We start from the raw sequence: 23099 nt of genomic DNA on the forward strand, positions 1-23099 counted from the left end.
TGGCACGCGGCGTGGATGCGTGCCATCAACACTATCAAACAGGATCAGAATCACGATGACTCGCAGTCATGACGGCATGAGCCGAATAGCACAAAGCCCAGAACAAAGCCGCATGCGATGCGATGGAACATTCCCCTTGCCAAACGACACATCATCATCGACCGCAATCATTGCCGCGACGACTCGATCCAATATTAATCGCGCTATCGAACTCCGCAGAAGGGGATTGATCACCGAGACAATTGGCACAGATCCCGCTTACTCGACAACGCCATCCGACGCGCTTCGCAAACTGGAGGGTGATGCGGGAATTCACACCATTATCGTGTTCAGTGACCAGCTTACATCCAGCCTTGACGCTCCTGTCTTGACGTCCCACCACGGGCAGCAGCGCTACCTGCCTCTGGTGGAAGGAGTCCTCAACAGCATCCACGAATTTCAAATCATGACAGGCACATGCGATGACACGATCAAATTGCCACCCTGCTCACCCATCACTTCCGTTCTGCGCACTATTTCGAACCATCTGGATTCCAACCAGAAGCTTGGAGGAGACTGGCTCGCGCAACCAGTTCAGACAAAGCGATGGCCTGCTACACGGCTAGTCGAGAGCAGATTCCGTCAGCGTGTCTTTCACTCAGCTCTGATGCACATGTACTGGAAGCATCCTGACTTCAATCCCAAGCATTTCGATTGGCTCCATGGACAACTCAAGAACCTCTACCGCGCATCGCAGCCAGCAAAGGAGGTCCAGGATGCACGAAAGTCAAGCACATGAGAGTCGTCAGCCTGCCCCGGAGGCCACCTTTCGGCACAGCGTCCAGACAGAGCAACAGCTTGGATTGACCCTTTCCGATAGGGAAAGGAAAGCCATCCTCTCCGCATGCGAAGTCAGCGGACTCGATATGGATTCCTACTACAGCTGGTATCAATCGAAAGCCTCCATCAGCTCCCAGTTGGCTGACCTTTGCCGCCCGTCACTGTTGGAGGCGGTCCACTGCATCGACCGTTCCGACTACTCCTCAATCGATGGAAAGCTCCCTGCCGACAGGGGAGTTGTGATCGCACTGCCGCATCACGGCCACTATACCCTGTCTGCGGTCCGTCTGATGGAGCACATTCGCCATCTGCGTGACATCTACATCTTCTATGGCGACCCAAAGAACCATGCAGGCAACGAATTGTTCGACGACCTGTACCACCGGCTCTTCAATCACGCCGGATGCCGCGCGAGCATCATCCACTCGAATGCCAGAGGGATAGGCATAGCGCTTCGCGCACTGAAAAATAGAGCTGCAGTCATCATGATGCCCGATGTCCACCGCTTTCGCGAAGAAGCCTATTGCATTCCATTTTTGGGGCGCCCCTTGGACATCATGCTGGGAACCGCCGCAATGGCGCGCAAAACCGGAAGTTGCATATTGCCAGCCATCTCCGTCGTTGACCGGGATCTTCGAGCAACTATTACTTTCGGAGATGCCATCGAGCCTATACCGACGCGAGCATCGCTTCCATCTGAAGTAGCTGACTACTGGACGATGGCTGAAGTCTATCGTTTCCTTGAGCGTGCAATGGGACCTCAGGCCATCTATTGGCAGTACATCAGGCAACACTTCATGAAATCCTCCAAGTTCCCGATGTTCCACCCCGAAACAATCGATGAAGCTTGGCACATGTTCTCCAATGACCCGCGAACCAAGCCACACACGCGTTATACGACATGCCTGGATTGAACATGGATCAATTTCATTCTCCTTCCATTACCTTGGCGGCCATCGCCCTGATGGCGATGGCGCCCATCAATGGATACGCAACGGATCAAGAGAATGCCGATGCAACTCATCTCCCTGCGATCCACGCGGTCCACTCAGCCCCCGGCCCGCGCATCTGGCAGTTCAGAAAAGGCTCTTCAACGCTGCTTGTACTGGGCACGATTCAACCCCTAAGAAAGAGCCTATCCATCGATACTCGCAGCGTTGAAGCAGCAATCTCGACGTCTGATGCAATTCTGAGCCCTCCGGGCGTGACCGTGGAGCACGATGGCGGGGTATTTCGCAGCCTCATTCTGTGGCCCGCCATCCGCAAGCTCAAGTTCCTTTCAGGTAGAAGAACGCTTCGTGACGAGCTCACCGAAGAAGAGTACACGCGATTGAGCGATCTCAAGATTCTCTATGGCCTGCATGACGCGAGCATTGAGAGGATGCGCCCAATGTACGCGGCTTGGAAAATTCATGATGCTGCACTGCAATTCAGTGGAGCCCGAGCCGGTGAGCCACTTTCTCGAGCCATTGACCGCATGGCCCGCGATCATGGGATCCCGATGATCAACGCCCGCTTCCCGATGCTGGTGAGAGGCGCCAGGGAAACTATCCAGAATTTTCACATTGACTCCGTGAAAGACCGCAAATGCTTCTCGGATGCCACATCAAGCCTGCGGCCCTGGCTCGATAACCTAGATGAGCTAGGTCATGCGTGGGCAGAGGGAGATATTGAATCGGGCGCGCTCCTGCATGCCCCTCCATCGCCCTCCCGGTGCTGGGCTCGTCTGACCAACGACGCGATCGCCACTACGATGAATATTGACCTTGATATCCAGAGACGAACTCACTGGGTTGCAGTGCTCCGCTCAACTACTTCGCGGCACAGTACGGTTTTCACCACTCTGCCCTTGGATGATCTTCTGCATTCAAGAGGCATGGCCGCGGTACTCGTGGACGAGGGATACATCCCCGATGCCAGGGTGTTCTTTGGCGATCAGCCGCGACCTCCAAACATCGGAGCAAGTGAAACCTGAAATCATCCGGACGGGTGACGATGTAACTTGGCACCTTGCAACGCGGTCACATCGAAGTCACTGATCGGCAGCCACAAAGCCACCGGTCTGCCGCGCCCACAAGCGCGCATACAGGCCACCGGCCGCAATCAGTTCGGCATGGCTGCCGGTCTCGACGATGCGGCCCTGGTCCATCACCACCAGCCGGTCCATGCGCGCGATGGTCGACAGCCGGTGCGCGATGGCGATCACCGTCTTGCCGCCCATCAGCTCATCCAGGCTGTCCTGGATCGCCGCTTCCACTTCCGAGTCCAGTGCCGAGGTTGCTTCGTCCAGCACCAGGATCGGTGCGTCCTTCAGCAGCACGCGGGCAATGGCGATGCGTTGGCGCTGGCCGCCGGACAGCTTCACGCCGCGCTCGCCGACATGCGCGTCGTAGCCACGACGCCCCTGCCCGTCCACCAGCGTATCGATGAAGGCCTCGGCACGTGCTTTGGCCACCGCAGCGCGCAACTGCTCATCGGTCGCGTCCGGGCGGCCGTACAGCAGGTTGTCGCGGATCGAGCGATGCAGGAGCGAGGTATCCTGGGTGACCACGCCGATCTGCTGGCGCAGGCTTTCCTGAGTGACGTAGGCAATGTCCTGGTCGTCGATCAGGATGCGGCCGCTTTCCAGGTCGTACAGGCGCAGCAGCACGTTGACCAGGGTCGACTTGCCGGCACCGGAAGGACCCACCAGGCCGATCTTCTCGCCCGGCTTCACCACCAGGTCGAGGCCTGCGATCACGCCGCCCTTCTTGCCGTAGTGGAAGTGGATGTCCTGGAAGTGCACGCCACCGCGGGTCACCTGCAGCGGCACCGCGTCCTCGCGGTCCTGCACGGTCAGCGGCTGGGCAATGGTGGTGATGCCATCCTGTACCGTACCGATGTCCTCGAAGATGCCGTTGATGGTCCACATGATCCAGCCGGACATGTTGTGGATGCGGATCACCAGGCCGGTCGCGAGCGTGATCGCGCCGACAGTGATGTGGCCGCCATTCCACAGCCACAGGGCCAGGCCACAGGTACCGGCAATCAGGAAACCGTTGACGATGGCGATGGTCAGGTCCATGCCGGTGGTCACCCGGGTCTGCGCGCGGTGCTTGACTGCCAGCTCCTGGATCGACTCGGCCACGTAGGCCTGCTCGCGCCCGCCATGGGCGAACAGTTTCAGCGTGGGAATGTTGGTGTAGCCATCGACGATGCGGCCCATTGCCTTCGAACGTGCTTCCGAGGCGATCCAGGCCCGCTCCTTCGCGCGCGGCACGAAGTAGACCATGATCACCACGTAGGCCAGCAGCCACAGGATCAGCGGCACCATCAGCCGCCAGTCGGCCTGCGCGAACAGGTACAGCGCGGTGCCGGTATAGACCACGATGTACCAGAGCGAGTCGACCATCTGCACCGCCGACTCGCGCAGCGAGGTACCGGTCTGCATCACCCGGTTGGCGACGCTGCCGGCGAAGTCGTTCTGGAAGAAGCTCAGGCTCTGCCGAACCACGTAGTTGTGCATCAGCCAGCGCGAGCGGTTGCTCAGGCCGGGCACGATGGCCTGGTTGACCAGCAGGTTGTGCAGGCCGACCAGGATCGGCCGCGCGATGACCGTGATGAACAGCATCCAGCCCAGTTCATTGGCATGGCGCTTGAAGAAATCGGCACCGGGTTGCTCGGCGACCATGTCGACGATGCGGCCCAGGTAATCGAACATGGCCACTTCCACCAGCGCCAGGAGCAGGCCGGCGATGAGCGTGGCCAGCAGCACCGGCCACACCGGGCGCAGGTAGTGCAGGTAGAACGGCAGCACCTTGCGCGGTGGCATGCGCCCATCCACGGGCGGGAACACCGGAATCAGGGATTCAAACCAACGGAACATCGCATTCCCTCGCCATCTTAGCCGGCGGAGTATCCCACGCCGCATGTGTACGCCGGCCGATGATCGCTGCGGCTGCGGTCGTGCCGGCCGCTGGCCGGCAACCTTGTGACGCCTCCCGGGAAGCTGAAGTGGCCGGCCAGCGGCCGGCACTACCCATCGGATTCGTCAAACGTCAGCGCCGGGGCACGCCCGGCGGCGTCATTTCACCGGGGTGAACAGCAGGTCCTGGAAATCGAAACTGAAATCGGTCAGGTCGGAAATCGGCTGCATGCGCACCTCGCGTACCTTGCCGTCCGGGTCCAGGCTGAAGTTCACGAAGGCGTCGGCGTTGAGCGAACGGTCGTCCCAGCGCACGATGAAGGTGTCGTGCTGCCAGTGCTCCAGGCGCCCGCTCAGCTGCGCGGTCTTCGCAAAGCGCAGGCGCAGGCCCTTGCCTTCGGCGCTGATCTGCATGTCGCCATACCAGCGGTCACGGAAGCTGCCGGTGTAGCCGGCCAGCGCCAGCGATGGCCTGCTGCCCTTGTCGCGTGCGCTCTGGTGCTTGGCCCAGGCCTCGTCGGCCTTGTCCTGTCCCTTGGCCACGGCCTTGGCATAGGCGTCCACCCAGTCATGCTTTTCACCGCCCAGGTAGGCATCGAGCACGCTCAGGGTGATCGCATTGAACGCCGCGCCCACTTCCTGATTGGTCAGCACCACCACGCCCAGTTTCTCGCCCGGTACCAGGGTCAGCCGCGAAACCATGCCCGGCCAGCCACCGGTATGCCAGACCAGCTTCTGCCCACGGTAGTCGCTCAGGCTCCAGCCTTCGCCATAGCCGGCGAAGTTGGCCCGCGCAGGTGCCAGCTCCGGCACGCTCGGCGCCGGGATCGACTGCGGCGTGATCATCCGCCACATCTGCTGCTGGCTCTTCTCGCTGAACAACGGCGTGCCGTCGGCCAGCTTGCCTTCGGCCAGCTGCACCTGCATCCAGCGCGCCATGTCGTGCGCGCTGGAATAGATGCCGCCGGCGCCGGCATTGTTCGACCAGGTCAGCGGCGCAACGGTGCGCAGGTCCTTGAAATCGTACTTGGCGTGGCCGACCGCGGCCTTGTCGCCCGGCTTCAGGTGATCGGCGTTGTAGCGCGTGCCGGTCATGCCCACCTTGTCGAAGATGCGCGTCTGCAGGAACTGCTGGTAACTCATGCCCGAGACATGCTCGATCACCTGCTGGGCAACCGCGTACAGGATGTTGTCGTACGCGTAGCTCTCGCGGAAACCGCCCTTCAGCGGCACCCTGCCCAGCCGTTCGACTACTTCGGCATTGCTGTAGGAGGTGGCCGGCCAGAACAGCAGGTCGCCGGCACCCAGGCTCAGCCCGCTGCGGTGCGACAGCAGGTCGCGGATCGTCATCTGCCCGGTCACGAACGGATCGGACATGCGGAACGACGGCAGGTGGTCGATCACCTTGTCATCCATCTTCAGCTTGCCGTCCTCGGCCAGCAGGTTCAGCGAAGTGGCGGTGAACGCCTTGGTGTTGGACGCAATGGCAAACAGCGTATCGGCCTGCACCGGTTCCGGCTTGCCCTGCTCGCGCACGCCCCAGCCGCGCTCCAGCACCACCTCGCCATCCTTGACCACCGCCACCGCAATACCGGGCACGTCGAACTGCGCGCGCACGCGCTCGACGGTCGCATCCAGCTCCTGCAGCTGCGCCGGGGTGGCAGCGCTCGCCATGGTCGTGCACGCCAGCAGCACGGCTCCTCCAATCCAGGGTTTCATCCAGCACGATCTCCGAACAGGGGTAGCGGCCATGTGCAGGCCGTCACCGGGGTTTCGCGGGATGGTAACGGTCTGCGGCGCACCCTGCCCTGTGCCATTGGAGGGGTGTCATGGGCGGAAACGGCCAACCGAGCAACGGCTCCACCATCATTCCGTGCCTGCGCTATCGCGACGCGCAGGCCGCCATCGACTGGCTGCAGCGCGCCTTCGGCTTCCATGCCCAGGCCGTGTATGCCGACGGCGACACGGTGTTCCATGCGCAGCTGACCTTCGGCACCGGCATGATCATGCTGGGCTCGGCCAGCAACCAGAGCGCGTGGAGCGAGCATGCGGCGTTGCCTGATGAGGTCGGCGGCCGCCAGACGCAGAGTGCCTGCGTGATCGTCACCGATGCCGACGCGCACTACGCCCGGGCCAAGGCCGCCGGTGCCCGCATCGTCATCGACATCGCCGACCAGGACTACGGCGGCCGTGGCTATGCCTGCGCCGACCCGGAAGGCTATCTGTGGTGGTTCGGCAGCTACGACCCGTGGCGCACGGACCACGGCCAGTGACCGCGACCGCCCGGCAGGCGGAGATCCGCTGCGGCATCGGTGGCTGGGTGTTTCCCGAATGGCGCGGCGGCGTTTTCTACCCCGTGGGCCTGCCGCAGCGTGAAGAGCTGGCCCATGCCAGCCGCGCCCTGCGCTGCATCGAAATCAACGGCACCTTCTACCGCACGCCCACCGCCGCACAGTGCGCGCAGTGGGCCGCGCAGACGCCGGAAGGCTTCCGCTTTGCGATGAAGGCACCGCGCTACCTGGTGCAGCGCCGCGACCTGTCCAGCACGGTGGAGGCAGCCGCGCCCTTCCTGCAGGCAGCGATCGCGCTCGGTGACCGGCTTGGCCCGTTGTTGTGGCAGTTCGATCCACGCCACCCGGCCGACGCCGATGCACTGGACGCGCTGATGGCGCAGCTGCCGAAGCAGCTGGAAGGGGTGCCGCTGCAGCATGCGCTGGAGGTCCGCAATGCCGCAGCACATGGCCCCGCACTGGTCGCCGCCGCGCGCCGCCACGGCGTGGCACTGGTGATCGAGGACAGCGACGAGGCGCCGCTGCACGGCGACGTCAGTTCGGGCTTCGTCTACGCGCGGATCAAGCGCAGCCAAGTCCGCTTGAAAGAGGGCCTGCCTGCGCCCGTGCAGCAGCGCTGGGCTGAACGCGCGCGACGCTGGTCACGCGGCGAGCCGGTGGACGACCTGCCCTGTCTGGCCGGGCACGCCCCGGAAACCCCGCGCGAGGTCTACCTGCTGTGCATCGGTGCAGGCAAGGCCCGCAACCCGGCGGCAGCGATGGCCCTGCAGCGCCTCATCGACGGCGCCAGCGGTCCAGCCCCCACAGCAGGGTCCAGCCCACCACGAACACGCCCGCAACGCGCAGCACGTTGAGCAGGAAGGCCGCCAGGCCCAGGCGTTGCAGTTCGAGGAATGGATACGGCGCCTGTCCGGTCGTTGCAGCGACCAGCATCGCCCAGCCAAGGTAGGCCAGCGGTACCAGCAGCACGCCGCCCAGCGCGCGCCAGCGCAGCTCACCGTGCGGCAACAGCAGCAGCCACCCCAGCAGGAACAGGGCAGGCACGACATAGTGCAGGCCCGCATCGACCCACCATTGCAGCCCGGTCGGTTGCCACAGCCCCTGCAATGCAAGCACGTAGACGCACGCGGTCACACCGATGCACAGCGCCAGGCTCGCCGCCACCGCCGGCTTGAGCACTCTGCCAAGGACCACCCACCCACATCCGACGCAGACAGCCAGGTTGCTGAGAATGGTGAAATAGCCGAAGAAACGCAGCGTCGCCACGCCGATCCCGGCCGCCGCCCCCGGCCCCTGCACCAGCAACAGGTACTGCAACAGCAGCGAGGCTGCCGCCATCAGGGCAGTCAGTGCGGCCCATCCGCGCAGAAGGGAGCAATCGGCTGCCATGGCTCGGTTCTCTGGGTCGATGCCGCGAGCATGCCACAGTCATCGCCGACGGCCGCGCGATTGCCTCACAATAGGCCGATGAGCACACCCGACACCCGCAAAGCGCTGTGGCAGATCCACTTCTGTGTCCTGCTGTGGGGCATCACCGCCATCCTCGGCAAGCTGATCACCCTGCCCGCACTGCCGCTGGTGTGGTGGCGCATGCTGCTGGTGACGGCGATGCTGGCCCTGCTGCCACGGGTCTGGCGCGGGTTGCGCACCCTGCCCCTGCGGCTGGTCGCCGGCTACGCCGGCATTGGCGCGCTGGTCGCCCTGCATTGGCTGACCTTCTATGGCGCGGTGAAGCTGGCCAATGCCTCGGTGGCTGCCACCTGCATCGCACTGGCGCCGGTGTTCACCTCGATCATCGAACCGTGGGTGGCCAAGCGGCCGTTCCAGCTGCGTGAGCTGGCGTTCGGCCTGGCGGTGCTGCCGGGTGTTGCGCTGGTGGTCGGTGGCGTGCCCGATGGCATGCGCCTGGGTGTGTTGATCGGCGCGATCTCAGCGCTGCTGGTGGCGGTGTTCGGCTCGCTCAACAAGCGCATGGTCAGCCACGCCGATCCGCTCACGGTCACCGCGCTGGAGCTGGGTGCGGGCACCCTCACCCTGACCCTGCTGGCGCCGCTGATGCCCTACCTGCTGCCTGCGCTGGCCAGCCCGTTGTGGGTGGTCCCGGACCTGCACGACGGCATCCTGCTGCTGGTGCTGGCCGGGTTCTGCACGCTGCTGCCGTTTGCCCTGGCCCTGGTCGCACTGCGCCACCTGAGCGCCTACACGGTGCAGCTGGTGACCAACCTGGAGCCGGTCTATGCGGTGGTGCTGGCGGTGGTGCTGCTGCGCGAGCAGCACGAGGTCACCCCGTGGTTCTACCTGGGCGTGGCGATCATCGTCGGCGCGGTGTTCCTGCATCCGCTGCTGAACCGCCGCAAGCCGGTGCAGCATCCGGAGATTCTTGGCACGGCCGAGGCGCGCAACATCGCCGATTGAATGCGTCCACGCATGGCGTGGACGCCCGTATCAACGCTGCGGCCAATGCCAGGCCGGCGCATCCAGCAGGCCCTGCCCGCTCAACAGCGTGCGGCCCTGTTCCTTGTACAGATGCAGCGAATGGCACCCTGGCGCCTGTTCCAGCGCCGCGATCAGGCGGCTGGCGTGTGACACCACCCATACCTGGCTGCGCGAACTGGCTGCGATGATCAGCCGCGCCAGCGCCGGCAGCAGGTCCGGATGCAGGCTGGTCTCCGGCTCGTTGAGCACGAGCAGCGGCGGTGGACGCGGCGTGTGCAGCGCAGCAGCCAGCAGCAGGAAGCGCAGCGTACCGTCGGACAGTTCGGCCATCGACAACGGCCGCAGCAACCCCGGCTGGTGGAAGCGCAGGGCCAGTCGACCGTCCAGCTCCTCGAAGCCGACCGTGGCACCGGGGAACGCATCGCCGACGCTGCGTGCCAACGCCACCGGGTCTCCGATCTCGAGGATGGTGACCCAGGCCGCGGCCAGATCCCGGCCGTCGTGATGCAGCACCGGCGTGCGCGTGGCCATCGCCGGCTGCCGCGCCGGTGCATCGGCGTCGCTGCGGAAATAGTCGTAGAAGCGCCAGCGACGGATGTACTCGCGCAGGGCGATGGTTTCCGGCAGGCGCTGCGGATCGCCGACCTGGGTGAACAGGCTGTCGAACAGCGACAACCGGTCATCCACCAGATCCCAACCGCGCGCATGACGTTGCCGAACCATTGCCCCACGGCGATCAACCAGCAGGTTGGCGCTGCGCAGGAACGGGCCGGCCCAGATCGCCTCGGCCTTGATCTGCGGGTCCAGTGCGAAGGCCGATCGACTGGGCGGCGGGTAGCCCAGATCGATGGCGTAGCCGAATTCGTCAGTGGCGAAGCCCAACTTCAATCCCACCGATTCCTGGCGTGGGCCGCCCTGCAGGGGGATTTCGCCGGCAGCAACCCGACGGTCCATTTTTTCCGGACCCGCCCACAGCGCCGAGCCCAGCCCGCCTTCGCGGGCCAGCACCGCCGCGACGCCGCCCTGCGCGGTCTCGGCCAGCAGGCGCAGGGCACGGTACAGGCTGGACTTGCCACTGCCGTTGTCACCGGTCACCACATTCAACTGCTGCAGCGGCAGTACGAGCCCGTGCAGCGAACGATAGTGGGCGATGGCCAGGGTCTGCAGCATGGGCGGCGTCCGGGGAAACAGAGCGTCATGCTGGCCGGTTCTGATCGCAGGAGCTGCGACGCCAAGTGAAACGGGAAGAGCATCCACGCATGGCGTGGATCTACTGGAGCGGCATCGAATCATCCACGCGTCGCATGCGTTCAACGCGCGAACCGCCGTGTTTCAGTCCGCCCGTTCCACCCGGTTGCGGCCTTTGCCCTTGGCCCGGTACAGCGCCTTGTCGGCACGTGCCAGCGTCTCATCCACGCTTTCACCGGGCTGGTGCTGGGCCACTCCAATACTGATCGTGACCGGGAACCCCAGCGGCAGATCAGCAACGGCCAGGCGCAGGAACTCGCACTGAAGTTCGGCGGTTTGCAGGTCGGTCGCCGGCATCACCGCCACGAACTCCTCGCCACCATAGCGCGCGGCCATGCCACGGCCGGCGAAGTGCGAGCGCAGCAGCGTGCCCAGCTCGGCCAGCACCCGGTCGCCGGTGGCGTGGCCCTGGAAATCGTTGATGTGCTTGAAGTGGTCGATGTCCAGCAGCGCGACGCAGGCCACAGCGGGCTGATCCCCGGTCACCGCCACTGCCTCGTCCAGCGCCGCCGCCATCGCGCGGCGGTTTGGCAGGCCGGTCAGCGCATCGGTGCGGCTCTGCTCGGCCAGGTCGGCGTTCTGCGCCAGCAGCACGTCGTGGTACTCCGACAGCAGGCGCTCGTAATCATCGCGTTCCAGCATGTGGTTCTGGATGTCGAGCGCGAAACGGCGCAGCTCCATCACCAGCATCACCTGCCGCGACAGCGCGGCCAGCGCCTCGGCCTTGTCGCTTGGCAGGTGCTGCGGCTGTGCATCGAACACGCACAGCGTACCCAGCGGCAGGCCATCGGAACTGATCAGCGGCGCACCGGCGTAGAAGCGGATGTGCGGGTCGCCGGTCACCACCGGGTTGTCGTGGAAGCGGATGTCCTGCAACGCATCCTCGACCACCATGATTTCATGCGGCTGCAGGATGGCGTGGCCACACATCGATTCGCTGCGCAGGTTTTCCGCCGCGTCGATGCCCTGGATCGACTTGAACCATTGCCGTTCGACGTCAATCAGGGTCACCGCCGCCATCGAGGTACCGCAGACCGCCTTGGCGATCGCCACCAGGTCGTCGAATGACTTCTCGCGCTGCGAATCAAGGATCCGGTAGCGGTACAGCGCCTCGAGCCGGAGGGCTTCGTTGGCAGGCTTGTCGGGCTTGATCATGCAGCGTCACTTCCGGCAGGTCACTGCAAAGTCTAGCTGATGCCGGCGTGTAATCCGCACAACGGGTAGTGCCGGCCGCTGGCCGGCATCCCGCGCGCATTCGATGCCTGGAGTAGCCGGCCAGCGGCCGGCACTACCGCGCGTTACCAGTCCAGCTGCTTCGGCAGCAGGCCCTGCAGCTCCTGCTCGGTCAGGTTGCGCCACTGGCCCGGCTTCAGCGCGCCGATCTTGATGTTGTCGATGCGCACGCGGCGCAGCTGGGTCACGCGATAGCCGAACTCGGCAGCCATCAGGCGGATCTGCCGGTTCAGGCCCTGCTGCAGGGTGATGCGGAAACCGAACTTGGCGATGCGCGAGGTCTTGCACGGCAGCGTCATCTGGTCGTGGATGCGCACGCCGCGCGCCATGCCGCGCAGGAACTCATCGGTGACCGGCTTGTTCACCGCCACCAGGTATTCCTTCTGGTGGCCGTTCTCGGCACGCAGGATCTGGTTGACGATATCGCCATTGCTGGTCATCAGGATCAGGCCTTCGGAGTCCTTGTCCAGGCGGCCGATCGGGAAGATGCGCTGTTCATGGCCGACGAAGTCGACGATGTTGCCCTTGACCGAAGTTTCGGTCGTGCAGGTGACGCCGACCGGCTTGTTCAATGCGATGTAGACGTGGCGGCGGGCGCCGGGCTTGCGTGCCACGCGGGCGCGCAGCGGCTGGCCGTCGACCAGCACCTGGTCTTCCTCGCCCACCACCGCGCCGGTACCGGCCGGATGGCCGTTGACGGTAACGCGGCGCGCGGCGATCAGGCGATCGGCCTCGCGGCGGGAGCAGAAGCCGGTGTCGGCGATATGTTTGTTGAGTCGGGTGGTCATCGGCCCATTATCCGGCATCGCCGCCCGCTGCGCTTCATGCCAGGGCGGGCGGATCGAGCTCCTCGCCGTCGAAGACCCGGTTGCGGCCCGCCCGCTTTGCCACGTACATGGCATGGTCGGCGCGCCGCAGCAGCCCGGCCAGATCGTCCTCGCCCGGTCGCCACTGCGCCAGGCCGATGCTGGCGGTCACCTCCAGCCCCGGCACCTGCAGGGCCTGGCCAGCCTCGGTGATGCGCTGGCGCAGGCGGTCCAGCCGTGCCGACGCCACCTCGCGCGGCATGCCGGGCATCAGCAGCAGGAACTCTTCGCCGCCCATCCGCACCACTTCGTCCTGGCTGCGCACCGCCGCGCGCAGGGCACGCGCCACCGCCACCAGCACCTGATCGCCCACTGCGTGGCCGTGGCGGTCGTTGATGTCCTTGAACAGGTCGATGTCGAGGAAGCCGATCACCAGCGGGCCGCGCTCACGGTCCACCCGTTCCAGATGGCGGGCCAGCTGCTGCAGTCCGGCGCGACGGTTGGGAAGCCCGGTCAGGCCGTCGGTCTCGGCCAGCTGGCGAAGTTCATCACGCTGCTGGCGCAGCCGGCCCAGCCGCTGGTTCAACGCATACGCGGCCATCATCAACAGCCAGGTCACCGCCAGCTGCAGCGCCTCCACCCGGTACTCCAGCAGCCACGCCGCACCACAGGCATCGGCGATGATCAGTACCAGCATCGGTGCCAGCGCGGCCAGACCCGCCTGCGCCCAACGGTCGCCGCGCCAGCGTGCCCAGACGCCGACCATCAGTGCCAGGCCACATCCGGACAGATAGGACACCTGCAAGCCCTTCGCGACCCACGCCAGATGCTCCCAGCGCAGCCACGGCACCAGCACGGCCAGCGCCATCAGGGCCCACAACACCACCAGTTGGGCCGGGCGCGATCGAGGCAGCACGCGATCGCCTCCGTTCAGCCGCCACAGCGCCGGCAGCACCAGTGCCTGGGTAGCAGCGGTCAGCGCCAGCAGCCACCATGCGCCGTGCTCGCCCACCGGCAGCCAGGGTTCCGGATAGCCGCTGAGCCCGCCGAGGATGGCCTGCCACAGCACCATCACGGTGGTGCCGGCGATGTAGACCAGGAAACTGCGGTCCCGGGTGGTCAGGAAGGCCATCAACGCCGACAGCGCCAGCGCGATCGCCACCGCGATGCAGGCCGCGCGCACCAGCAGGCGGGCGGTGTCGTTCTGCTGCACCGGGCTGGGCGCGCCCAGCCGCAGGGTCGGTACCCAACGTGTCTTCAGCGGTGTCTGCCAGGAGACCAGGAACGGCTCATGGCTGCCGGCCGGCGGTACCGCCACCAGGCCGATGCCAGCCCGGAAACGTGAATCGCGGGTGCGCGCGTCGTGCATGTTGCCGCAGATCTCGCGGTCACCATGCTGGACGCGCACTTCACCGGCAAAGACGTTGAACACGTCCAGCGCCTGCGGTTGGCCTGACCAGCCCTGCGGCGGAGCCGGCACCAGCACCTGCTGGCGGGCGCCGGACAGCATCTGCGGCGTGCATGCGCGGTGCGGCGTCGGCTCGTCGGTAGCGCCGCCGACCAGGAGATAATCATGGCCCGGCACGGCCTCTGCAGCCTGAAGCGGCCACGGCAACGCCAACCACACCATCAGGACGGCCAGCACCGCTCCTGTTCCATACCGCCACTGCCTGCCGCCCACGCCACGTCCTGTTCCTGCTTACGTCCGCGCCCACTGCGCGCCGCCCCTGACGCGCATTATCGCAGCCGGGCACGCCACGCATGTGTACACCAAAGTCGGCGCCCGCGGTTCAGCCAGCCGCCGGCGGCCCCTTCACCGCGACCAGCCGTACCGGGCGCAGATCGACCAGGGTCAGCCGCTCCAGCGGCTGCGGCCGTTCGATGGCATAGCCCTGCAGCCCCTGTACGCCAAGCCGGGTCAGCGCACCGGCAACCTCGGCGGTCTCCACCCACTCGGCCACCACTTCCATCTGCAGCTCGCGCCCGAGCTCGCTGATCGCGCGCACCGTGGCGTGGCTGACAGGGTCGGTATCCATGTCGCGCACGAAGGCGCCGTCGATCTTCAGGATGTCCGCCGGCAACTGGCGCAGGTAGCCGAAGGAAGACAGGCCGGAGCCGAAGTCATCCAGCGCCATCCGGCACCCCCGTGCCTTCACCGCATCGATGAAGGCGCGGGCCTGGCTGAGGTTGCTGATCGCCGCAGTCTCGGTGATCTCGAAGCACAGCTTGGAGGCCAGCGCGCGGTTGCGCTCGAGCAGGTCGCAGACGAAGGCGAGGAATCCCGGTTCGGCGATCGACTGCGCGGACACGTTGACGTTGCACAGGCCCAGCTGGCGCACGTGCGCCGGGCACACCTGCAGGTGGCGGAACAGCAGCCCGAGCACGTGCCGGTCCAGCGCCACCGCCATGCCATAGCGCTCCACCGCCGGCATGAACTGGCCGGGCAGATGCAGGCTGCCATCGGTGCCACGCATGCGCACCAGCACCTCGTAGTGCAGGTAGGACGGATCCCCCACGCGGGCGATGCGCTGTGCATACAGCAGCATGCGATTCTCGGCCATCGCCAGGCTGACGCCCTGCAGGCGCTCGGCCTCCTGCCGCCGCTCCTCCAGCGCCATGCGGTTCTCATTGAAGCAGTGCACGCGGTTGCGCCCGGCCTGCTTGGCGGCATAGCAGGCGCTGTCGGCGGCACTCATCAACCAGTTCACGTCCGGCGCATCTGCACTGACCTCGACCACGCCGATGCTGCAGCTCAGCTGCGGGCTGCCCTCGCTGATCGGAAACGTGGCCTGGCCCAGGTTGCGGATCACCCGCTGCAGCACGCGCTTGGCCTCGTCCTGCCCGGCATGGGCGAGGAACACCGCGAACTCGTCCGCACCCAGCCGGCCGACCCAGTCACCATCACGCACCGCCGCCACCAGGTACTCGGCGAAGGCGCGCAGCATCTGGTCACCAGCGGCGTGGCCGAAGCTGTCGTTGACCAGCTTGAAATGGTCCAGGTTGATATAGCACAGCGCGTGCGTGCCGCCTTCGCTGCGCACCTGCAACAGCGCGCGTTCCAGCAGCCGTTCGATCTCGCGGCGGTTGATCAGGCCGGTCAGCGGGTCATGGCTGGCGTGGTGCTCGATCTCGCGCGCCAGTGCATGGTTCTGGCTGACGTCCTCGATGATCGCGAACACCGACAGGCCACCGGCGGCGCTGCGCACGCCGGTGCCGCTCCAGCGGCCCCAGACCAGGCTGCCATCGCGACGGCGGAAGCGCAGTTCGCTCGGCCGCAGCTGCCGGTCCCAGTCGATACGGCCCACCCCATCGATGACAAGCTCGCCGTCCATCAGCAGATCGCCCAACGACATCTGCAGCAGCACGTCGCGCCGGTAGTCGAGGATATCGGCCATCGCCTGGTTGGCTTCGATCACCTTGCCTTCGGTGTCGAGCTTGAGCATGCCGACATTGGCCTGATAGAAGGCGGCGCGGAAGCGGCTTTCATGTTCGGTCAGGTCCTTGCCGACGCGGCGCGCGAGGGCCACCGCCATCAGGCTGATCGCAAGCACCGACAGCCCACCAACCACGAGCGTGGCGATCCGCACCATCGTGGCCATGCGCAGCAACGCTCGGGAAAACGACTGCGCCTGCACCTGCAGCCGCCGGTCCAGATCGCGCAACTGTTGCAGGTAACGGTCGCGGTCGGCCACTGGCAGCGTGCCTTCGGCGTGCGCCGACTGCAGCTCGGCGACCAGCCGCTGCACCGCCAACAGGTCATCGTCGGTCTGCCGCCACAACGCGGTTGCTTCGCGGAAGGCGCCGATGTCGCGTGCATAGCGGAACGAGAACACCAGACGCGGGATATCGGCATGCGCGTTGCCACCCTGCAGGAAGCCCTGCCGGGCCTTCTCCTCGTCCGGTACCGCCTGTTCCAGCGCCAACCGGGCCTGCAGATCTCCCAACGGAATCCGCAGGGCCTGGCGCGCGTCCTCCAGGTCCTGGGCATGGCCGCGCGCCAGGTAGCGGCTCAGCGCAGCAGTGGCATCCTGCTGCCCGCGTGACCAGTAACCCTGGCCGGCGATCCAGGCCGTCGAAGCCGCCTGCAGTTCCTGGATCAACGCGGACAATGCGACCAGCCCGATCGCCATGCCCGTCAACAACGCAAAGCGCAATCCCAGCCCACGGGTCATCGGCACCCGCCGGCTCTGCTGGTCCGTGCCACTTCTACCCATCCCGGATCCCCCCGAATGTGCTGCGGTGACAACCTGCCTTGGAACCGGCCCAGCCTATGACCGGCAATGTGTGGGCCATGCGAAAAAGGGGACGGAGGGGATTAAGTCGTTTTCGGCATAAGCGCATGGCCTGCCATTTACGACTTAATCCCCTCCGTCCCCTTTTCCTGTACGCCAGCCCGGGGGCTGGCGTTGTTATGGACGGCTGCGGGTGCGGCTTAGAAGCTGCGCGGGCCGCGCGGCTTGAAGCCGTCACGACGCGGCGGGCGGCTGTCGCGGTCACCGCCGCGGTCGCCACCATGGCCACCCGGACCACCCGGGCCACCACGACGCGGGCCACCCGGGCCGCCCGGGCCACGCTTGTCGAAGCGCGGCTTGAACGGACGCGGGGCCGGGTTGGTTTCTTCACCCGGAGCCAGCGCACGCATCTGCAGCTGCTGGCCGGACACCCACACCTTCTGCAGGTGCGACAGCACGTCCGGCGGCATCTGTGCCGGCAGGTCCAGCAGCGAGAAGTCGTCGTGGATGTCGATGCGGCCGATGAAGCGGCTTTCCAGGCCCGCTTCGTTGGCAATGGCGCCGACGATGTTGGCCGGCTTCACGCCATGCTGATGGCCCACCGAAATGCGGTAGGTCTCCATGCCCTGCTCCGGTGCACCACGCGGCGGAACCTCACGGCGCGGACGCTGCTCGAAACCACCTTCGGCGTCGTCGCGACGCGGGCCACGCTCGAAGCGCGGACCGCGCTCGTTGCGGTCGAAGCGATCGCCACGCTCCGGACGGTCGCCACGGTCGAAACGCTCGCGCGGGGCGCGCTCTTCACGCGGGGTACGCACCGGCGGCTGCAGCAGGAACGGGGTGTCACCCTGCAGCATCCTGGCCAGCGCGGCGGCGATCTCGATGGCCGGCACGTTCTGCTCGTTCTCGAAGCGCTCCAGCAGCTGGCGGTAGAAGTCCAGGCCACCGGCACCCAGGGTTTCGCTGATGCGCGAGGTGAACTTGTTGATGCGGGTGTCGTTGACCGCTTCCACGCTCGGCAGCTGCATCTCTTCGATCGGCTGGCGGGTGGCGCGCTCGATCTGGCGCAGCATGCCCTTCTCGCGCGGGGTCGCGAACAGGATCGCCTCGCCGCTGCGGCCGGCACGACCGGTACGGCCGATGCGGTGCACGTAGCTTTCGGTGTCGTACGGGATGTCGTAGTTCAGCACGTGGCTGATGCGCTCCACGTCCAGGCCGCGCGCGGCCACGTCGGTGGCAACCAGGATGTCCAGCTTGCCTTCCTTCAGCATGGCGATGGTGCGCTCACGCTGGGCCTGCTGCATGTCGCCGTTGATGGCGGCAGCGGCCAGGCCACGGGCCTGCAGCTTGCTGGCCAGTTCTTCGGTGCCGGCCTTGGTGCGCGCGAAGATGATCATCGCGTCGAACGGCTCGACTTCCAGGATGCGGGTCAGCGCATCCAGCTTGTGCATGCCGCTCACCCACCAGTAACGCTGGCGGATGTTGGCCGAGGTGGTGGTCTTGGCCGCAATGGTCACTTCCACCGGATCCTGCAGGTAGGTCTGCGCGATGCGGCGGATCTGCGGCGGCATGGTGGCCGAGAACAGGGCCACCTGGCGCTGCTCCGGCAGCTTCTTCAGCACCGCTTCGACGTCGTCGATGAAGCCCATGCGAAGCATTTCATCGGCTTCGTCCAGCACCAGGGTCTTCAGCTCGGACAGGTCCAGGGTGCTGCGGTCCAGGTGGTCGATCACGCGGCCGGGGGTACCGACCACGATGTGCACGCCACGGCGCAGCGCCGACAGCTGCTGCCCGTAAGGCTGGCCGCCGTACACCGGCAGCACGCGGAAGCCCGGGATCTTCGACGAGTAGGACTGGAACGCCTCGGCGACCTGGATGGCCAGTTCGCGGGTCGGCGCCAGGATCAGGGCCTGCGGCTTGATCTGCTGCAGGTCGATGTTGGACAGTACCGGCAGTGCGAACGCAGCGGTCTTGCCGGTACCGGTCTGGGCCTGGCCCAGCACGTCGCGGCCTTCCAGCATCGCCGGGATGGTGGCGGCCTGGATCGGCGACGGGGTTTCGTAGCCGATGGCGGTGACCGCCTGCATCACGGGCTCGGACAGGCCGAGCTGCGCGAACTGCAGCGGCGCTTGGGAATCTTGGGACATGGGGAACTCCGAAGGCACTGCCGTCTTCCTGGCAGTGCGATAAAAAAGGGATGGTCCGCGCTTTGGGCGCCCTTCTTATCGCGTGCCCTGGCGCTGCTCGGTCGGAGGAGATTTCACTCGCTCAGAGCGGGATGATACCGCATTGATCCTGAACGAGGCGTACAGCTTTCCGTGCGCGTGCCGTCGAGCCCGTGCTGGCGCACAATACGCGCCCGCTTCCCGGCCCGGCCGCTGGCCTGCGCCCTCTTCCCAGGAACCCGCTCCATGCAGATTCTCGAATTCGACCTCGACGGTGACTACGTCGAACTCAAGCAGCTGCTCAAGCTGGCCGACCTGGTCACCAGCGGCGGCGAGGCCAAGATGGTCATCAGTGAAGGCCAGGTGCGGGTCGATGGCGAAATCGAGCTGCGCAAGGCCTGCAAGATCCGCGCGGGCCAGGTGGTCGAATTTTCCGGCAGCCAGATCCGGGTGCTGGCTGCCGGCTGATCTGAAGCCGTTCAGGCCACGCGCTGGGTCAGGTGCGAGGCGATCAGCTGCCTGAACGGTGCCACGCCCTGCGCCAGGCGCAGGCCAGCCGCACGCAGCAGGCGCGCCGGGCGACGGTCGTCGGTGTACAGGCTGGCGATCGCATTGGTGGCCTCGTACAGCGGCCGCGACGCCAGCCGATGGCCCCGCTGGTAGCTGGTCAGCATGCCGGCGGCAGCAATGTCGGCACCGCGACGCTGCTGCGCGACGATGCCCTGCGCCAGCCGCTGTGCGCTGGCCAGGCCCAGGTTGAAGCCATGCGCGGTGACCGGATGCATGCCGACTGCGGCATCGCCGATCAGCGCAGAACGCTCGCCGACGAAACGGTGCGCGTACACACCTACCAGCGGGTACGCCTGCGGCGTCGCCACCGGCTGCATGCGGCCCAGGCGATGTTCAAAGCACGCACTGATGGCATCGCCGAAGGCCACCTCATCCATCGCCAGCAGTTCTTCGATCTGCCGCGGCTGCAGCGTGATCACCGCCGATGCCTGGCCCTCGTTGAGCGGCAGCAGCGCCATGGTGCGGCCGTAACCGAACCATTCCCAGGCCGTGTGGTGATGGTCGCGCTCGACCTGCATGCGGCACACCAGCATCGACTTGCCGAAGTCGCGCATCTGCGCACCGATGCCAAGCATGCGGCGGGTGGCGGAGAAGCGGCTGTCAGCCGCGACCAGCAGGCGGGCGTGCAGTTGGCTGCCGTCATCGAGTCTGACCACGTGGCCCTGCGCATCGGCCTGGACGCGCTGCACCTTGCGCCCGTCGAACAGGTCCAGACCATCCTGGTCCTGCACGGCATCCCATGCAGCGCGGCGGATCAGATGGTTGGGCACCAGCCAGCCCAGCGGCTGGCCGTCGACCTGGCTGCTGGCGAAGGTCAGCGCGAACGGCGAACCGCCGTTCATCACCTTGGCATCGCGCAGTTCAGCGACCTCGGCCGGCGGCAGGCGCTGCCACAGCCCCAGCTGCTCCATGCTCTGCCGCGAGGCATGGGTCAACGCGATCTCGCGGCCATCGAAGGCGGCCTCGGCCAGCGCCTGGCGCGGTTGAACTTCGACCAGCCCGACCTGCAGGCCACTGCCGGCCAGCGCCCGAGCGAAGCACAGGCCCGCCGGTCCGGCGCCGACCACCACCACGTCCATCCTGCGCATGCGCGCCTCCTGCCGTTGATTCAGTCCGGGCCAGCATAGCGCCGCGCGCCTGACCGGCCTTGATCTGGATCAGGCGCGGGTCACAACAACGCGAACACCAGCGCCAGGATCGACAGCAGCGACACCAGCCACACCAGGCTGCGCAGGTAGGGCACGCCGGCCGCGTACAGGGGCAGATAGACCACACGCGCCCAGAAGTAGGCCTGCGCAGCCAGCGCCGTGGTGCCGTTGCCGCGACCGGACACGACTACTGCAATGGCGGCAGCGGCGAAGAACGGGAAGGTTTCCAGGAAGTTGGCCTGGGCCCGCTGCAGGCGGCCGGCCAGCGGGCTGAGCGGCTTTGCATCGCCATCGCGTGCCGAGGCATTCCACTTCATCCCGCGCTCGCGGGTGACCACGGTGGAGGTGGCGAAGATGTACACGAAGCCGAGCACGATCGACCAGGCCAGCATTGTCAGTTCAGTTGCCATCGCTCATCTCCTCAGGGTGCCGACGCACGCAGGCTGTAACCGGCCAGGCGCCACACCTGGTCTTCGTCGAAACGGAACGAGACCAGCTCGCGCACCGGCTGCGCGCTGTTGGCGAAACGGGTCGGGAAGCTGACGTTGATGTAAAGCCCTTCCGGCACCGCAGCACCGGCGCTGTACTTGACCCGGGTGATGGTGGGCTGGCCTCGCCCGGCCAACGCACCCAGGCGCGCACGCTCGGTGGTCAGCTGGCTGACGAAGGCGGCCTTCGGCACCGCACGACGGGCGACGGCCGAAGCGCCATCCCACAGTTCGCCGGCGCGGTTGGCATCGACCAGCTGCGCCGCCTTCAACGCAGCCGCGCCCATTTCGGCGTCCTGCTTCTGCACCTGGGCCTGCTGCGCGGCGGTCAATGCCGGAGCGCCGGCGGTGGCCGGTTTCGCAGCCGCCGGCGATGCCGGGGCCGGGCGCGCGGGTGCCGGTGCCGGCGTGGCCGGCGCAGGTGCCTGCGCCAACGCAGTCAGGGGCAGCAGGGACAGCAGCAGGAGCGCGCGCTTCATGGACACCGCCGGTTCTCGAGGAAAGGACCGCAGTCTACGCCAGCGCGGTGAGCGGTTCGTCAGCGCGCGTGGGCGTTGCCTTCCACCGCCGCCGCATCGGCCTGCGCCGCAGACTTGCCTGCATCGTCGGCTGCCTGCTCGGCCATCGGCGGTTCCGGCGGTGCCGGGGGCAGCGTCGCCACATCGATCTCCGACAGCGGGCTTTCGTCCGGGCACACCGCGTCGGGAAAGCCGAAGCGCTGTTTCAACGCCTGGCCGCAGCTGTTGATCGACTCCATGTCGGCGCCTTCGCGCTTGCATTGCTGGTCGAAGGCGACCAGGAACGCGTCCTTGCGCTGCACGAAATCATCGCCGCAGGCACGCATCTGCTTGATCCGTTCCAGATCATCCTGCACCGCATTGGTCCCATCCAGGCCGTACTGGCGCAGCTCGTCCGGAGTCAGCAGGCGCAGGCTGCGGTTGGGCACGGTCATCATCAGATCGGCCACGCCCACCGCCACGCCATTGCGCTGCAGATAGTCCTTCACGTTGTCGTAGACCTCGTGCAGCTCGCGGTTGAGTTCCGCGCGCGAGGTGGCCTTGGAGCTGATCCGCATCATGCGGTGGATGCCGACCTTGCCCGACAGCAGGCGGTTGTCACCGGCGGCCAGCACGAACACGCAGGCGCTGTGGCAGATCGAGCCTTCGCGCACCCAGATGGTCCAGCCGGATTCACCGATGCTGTCACCGGCAACGATCGCCGATTCCACCTGGCCGCCGCTGGAATCCAGATCGAGGATGCGCTTGTGGATCTTCTGCTGGTCGGCGACCACCGCCAACCGCCACATCATCTCGGCGAAGCCCGGATTGATCTTGCCGGCGTAACGCACGCGCATCAGGCCGCGCTCGGCGCACGGCGCCAGCGCCTGAGTGATCTGCTCGCGCTGCAGGCCTTCCAGCTCGACACCGTCGCCGGCATCGCCAGCATATTCCGTGCTGCAGCTGACCCAGGCACGGCCATTCTCAAGCTGCGCCTGCGGCCACGGCCGATCCGCCTGGCTGCGCGGCGGCGCTGGCGGTGGCGGTGCATCGGCCGCATTGATCGACACCATGTTCTCGCCATCGCTGGCCGGTGCCCGCGCCGCCTTGTCGGCAGCAGTCACATTGCCCGGATTTTCCAGCTGGCTGCAGCCCGCCAGGGCCAGGCACAACAGGGGCAACCAGCGGCGTTTGGCGGACATCGGGCAACCAGTCTTCACGTGAGCAGGAGCCACAGTCTACCCGTCCGGGGCACCCGTTCA

20 protein-coding genes are annotated in these 23099 nt (G+C 66.3%); 7 read left to right on the forward strand and 13 right to left on the reverse strand.

The genetic code is table 11. From position 1 onward, the window contains the following. Positions 1-55 precede the first annotated feature (55 nt). From ROV95_RS15895 to ROV95_RS15905, 3 genes are read left to right on the forward strand one after another with little or no spacing between them, the layout of a single operon-like run. On the forward strand, positions 56-778 hold the full coding sequence (locus ROV95_RS15895) for a hypothetical protein (RefSeq protein WP_312545265.1): 723 nt from the start codon (positions 56-58) through the stop codon (positions 776-778). Beyond that, positions 756-1733 carry a hypothetical protein gene (locus ROV95_RS15900; RefSeq protein ID WP_312545266.1) on the forward strand — a complete coding sequence of 326 codons (978 nt, stop codon included), beginning with the start codon at positions 756-758 and terminating at the stop codon, positions 1731-1733. Before ROV95_RS15895 ends, ROV95_RS15900 begins: the two co-directional genes overlap by 23 nt. A 2-nt stretch (positions 1734-1735) precedes the next feature. Continuing rightward, positions 1736-2794 carry a TraB/GumN family protein gene (locus ROV95_RS15905; protein ID WP_312545267.1) on the forward strand — a complete coding sequence of 353 codons (1059 nt, stop codon included), beginning with the start codon at positions 1736-1738 and terminating at the stop codon, positions 2792-2794. Positions 2795-2851: 57 nt separating this feature from the next. Here the strand turns inward: ROV95_RS15905 and smrA are convergent, their stop codons facing one another. Both smrA and ROV95_RS15915 read right to left on the reverse strand, forming a co-directional pair. Further along, positions 2852-4684 (reverse strand): multidrug efflux ABC transporter SmrA, encoded by a 1833-nt coding sequence (smrA, locus tag ROV95_RS15910; protein ID WP_019659144.1) that lies wholly within the window; start codon positions 4682-4684, stop codon positions 2852-2854. A gap of 198 nt (positions 4685-4882) precedes the next feature. Next, entirely contained in the window at positions 4883-6442 is a 1560-nt protein-coding gene (locus ROV95_RS15915; RefSeq protein ID WP_019659145.1) for a serine hydrolase, read from the reverse strand. A gap of 110 nt (positions 6443-6552) precedes the next feature. On the opposite strand from ROV95_RS15915, the gene ROV95_RS15920 reads away from it, so the two are divergent. Together ROV95_RS15920 and ROV95_RS15925 are read left to right on the forward strand one after the other, a co-directional pair. Further along, entirely contained in the window at positions 6553-6996 is a 444-nt protein-coding gene (locus ROV95_RS15920; RefSeq protein WP_134729408.1) for a VOC family protein, read from the forward strand. After that, positions 6993-7868, forward strand: coding sequence for a DUF72 domain-containing protein (locus ROV95_RS15925; RefSeq protein WP_312545269.1), 876 nt, complete (start codon positions 6993-6995; stop codon positions 7866-7868). Before ROV95_RS15920 ends, ROV95_RS15925 begins: the two co-directional genes overlap by 4 nt. Here the strand turns inward: ROV95_RS15925 and ROV95_RS15930 are convergent. After that, the gene (locus tag ROV95_RS15930; RefSeq protein ID WP_229301601.1) at positions 7789-8403 is read right to left on the reverse strand and encodes a Pr6Pr family membrane protein; all 615 of its coding nucleotides are present in this window, start codon (positions 8401-8403) and stop codon (positions 7789-7791) included. The two genes, ROV95_RS15925 and ROV95_RS15930, sit on opposite strands and share 80 nt — an antisense overlap. Positions 8404-8481: 78 nt before the next feature. Here ROV95_RS15930 and ROV95_RS15935 point away from each other — a divergent pair, with 78 nt between their 5' ends. After that, the gene (locus ROV95_RS15935) at positions 8482-9429 is read left to right on the forward strand and encodes a DMT family transporter (RefSeq protein ID WP_010486385.1); all 948 of its coding nucleotides are present in this window, start codon (positions 8482-8484) and stop codon (positions 9427-9429) included. Between the two features lie 30 nt (positions 9430-9459). On the opposite strand, the gene ROV95_RS15940 is transcribed toward ROV95_RS15935, so the two are convergent. From ROV95_RS15940 to ROV95_RS15965, 6 genes are all read right to left on the reverse strand, one after another. Next, positions 9460-10620, reverse strand: a complete 1161-nt coding sequence (locus tag ROV95_RS15940; protein WP_312545270.1) for an AAA family ATPase — start codon at positions 10618-10620, stop codon at positions 9460-9462. A gap of 162 nt (positions 10621-10782) precedes the next feature. Beyond that, positions 10783-11853 carry a sensor domain-containing diguanylate cyclase gene (locus ROV95_RS15945; RefSeq protein ID WP_058983380.1) on the reverse strand — a complete coding sequence of 357 codons (1071 nt, stop codon included), beginning with the start codon at positions 11851-11853 and terminating at the stop codon, positions 10783-10785. A 143-nt stretch (positions 11854-11996) separates the two neighbouring features. Next, positions 11997-12719, reverse strand: coding sequence for a pseudouridine synthase (locus ROV95_RS15950; RefSeq protein ID WP_019659152.1), 723 nt, complete (start codon positions 12717-12719; stop codon positions 11997-11999). 34 nt (positions 12720-12753) lie between these two features. Beyond that, positions 12754-14418 carry a diguanylate cyclase gene (locus ROV95_RS15955; RefSeq protein WP_312545272.1) on the reverse strand — a complete coding sequence of 555 codons (1665 nt, stop codon included), beginning with the start codon at positions 14416-14418 and terminating at the stop codon, positions 12754-12756. A gap of 109 nt (positions 14419-14527) precedes the next feature. Beyond that, positions 14528-16951: an EAL domain-containing protein gene (locus ROV95_RS15960; protein ID WP_111101996.1), complete on the reverse strand. Its 2424-nt coding sequence runs from the start codon at positions 16949-16951 to the stop codon at positions 14528-14530. A 218-nt stretch (positions 16952-17169) separates the two neighbouring features. Then, complete coding sequence (locus ROV95_RS15965) at positions 17170-19116, reverse strand: DEAD/DEAH box helicase (RefSeq protein WP_251102961.1); 1947 nt, start codon at positions 19114-19116, stop codon at positions 17170-17172. A 264-nt stretch (positions 19117-19380) separates the two neighbouring features. Between ROV95_RS15965 and ROV95_RS15970 the strand changes: the two genes are divergently transcribed. Beyond that, on the forward strand, positions 19381-19602 hold the full coding sequence (locus tag ROV95_RS15970) for an RNA-binding S4 domain-containing protein (RefSeq protein WP_019659156.1): 222 nt from the start codon (positions 19381-19383) through the stop codon (positions 19600-19602). 11 nt (positions 19603-19613) lie between these two features. Here the strand turns inward: ROV95_RS15970 and ubiM are convergent, their stop codons facing one another. The 4 genes from ubiM to ROV95_RS15990 form a co-directional block, all read right to left on the reverse strand. After that, positions 19614-20792 (reverse strand): 5-demethoxyubiquinol-8 5-hydroxylase UbiM, encoded by a 1179-nt coding sequence (gene ubiM / locus ROV95_RS15975; RefSeq protein WP_312545276.1) that lies wholly within the window; start codon positions 20790-20792, stop codon positions 19614-19616. 80 nt (positions 20793-20872) lie between these two features. Beyond that, entirely contained in the window at positions 20873-21262 is a 390-nt protein-coding gene (locus ROV95_RS15980; RefSeq protein ID WP_019659158.1) for an MAPEG family protein, read from the reverse strand. A gap of 11 nt (positions 21263-21273) precedes the next feature. Continuing rightward, entirely contained in the window at positions 21274-21819 is a 546-nt protein-coding gene (locus ROV95_RS15985; RefSeq protein WP_019659159.1) for a DUF4019 domain-containing protein, read from the reverse strand. A gap of 59 nt (positions 21820-21878) precedes the next feature. After that, a complete protein-coding gene (locus ROV95_RS15990) occupies positions 21879-23039 on the reverse strand; it encodes a hypothetical protein (RefSeq protein ID WP_111098978.1) in 1161 nt (386 codons plus the stop codon). Positions 23040-23099 lie beyond the last annotated feature (60 nt).

The organism is Stenotrophomonas maltophilia group sp. msm1, from assembly GCF_032025805.1.
GTDB classification, from domain to species: domain Bacteria; phylum Pseudomonadota; class Gammaproteobacteria; order Xanthomonadales; family Xanthomonadaceae; genus Stenotrophomonas; species Stenotrophomonas hibiscicola.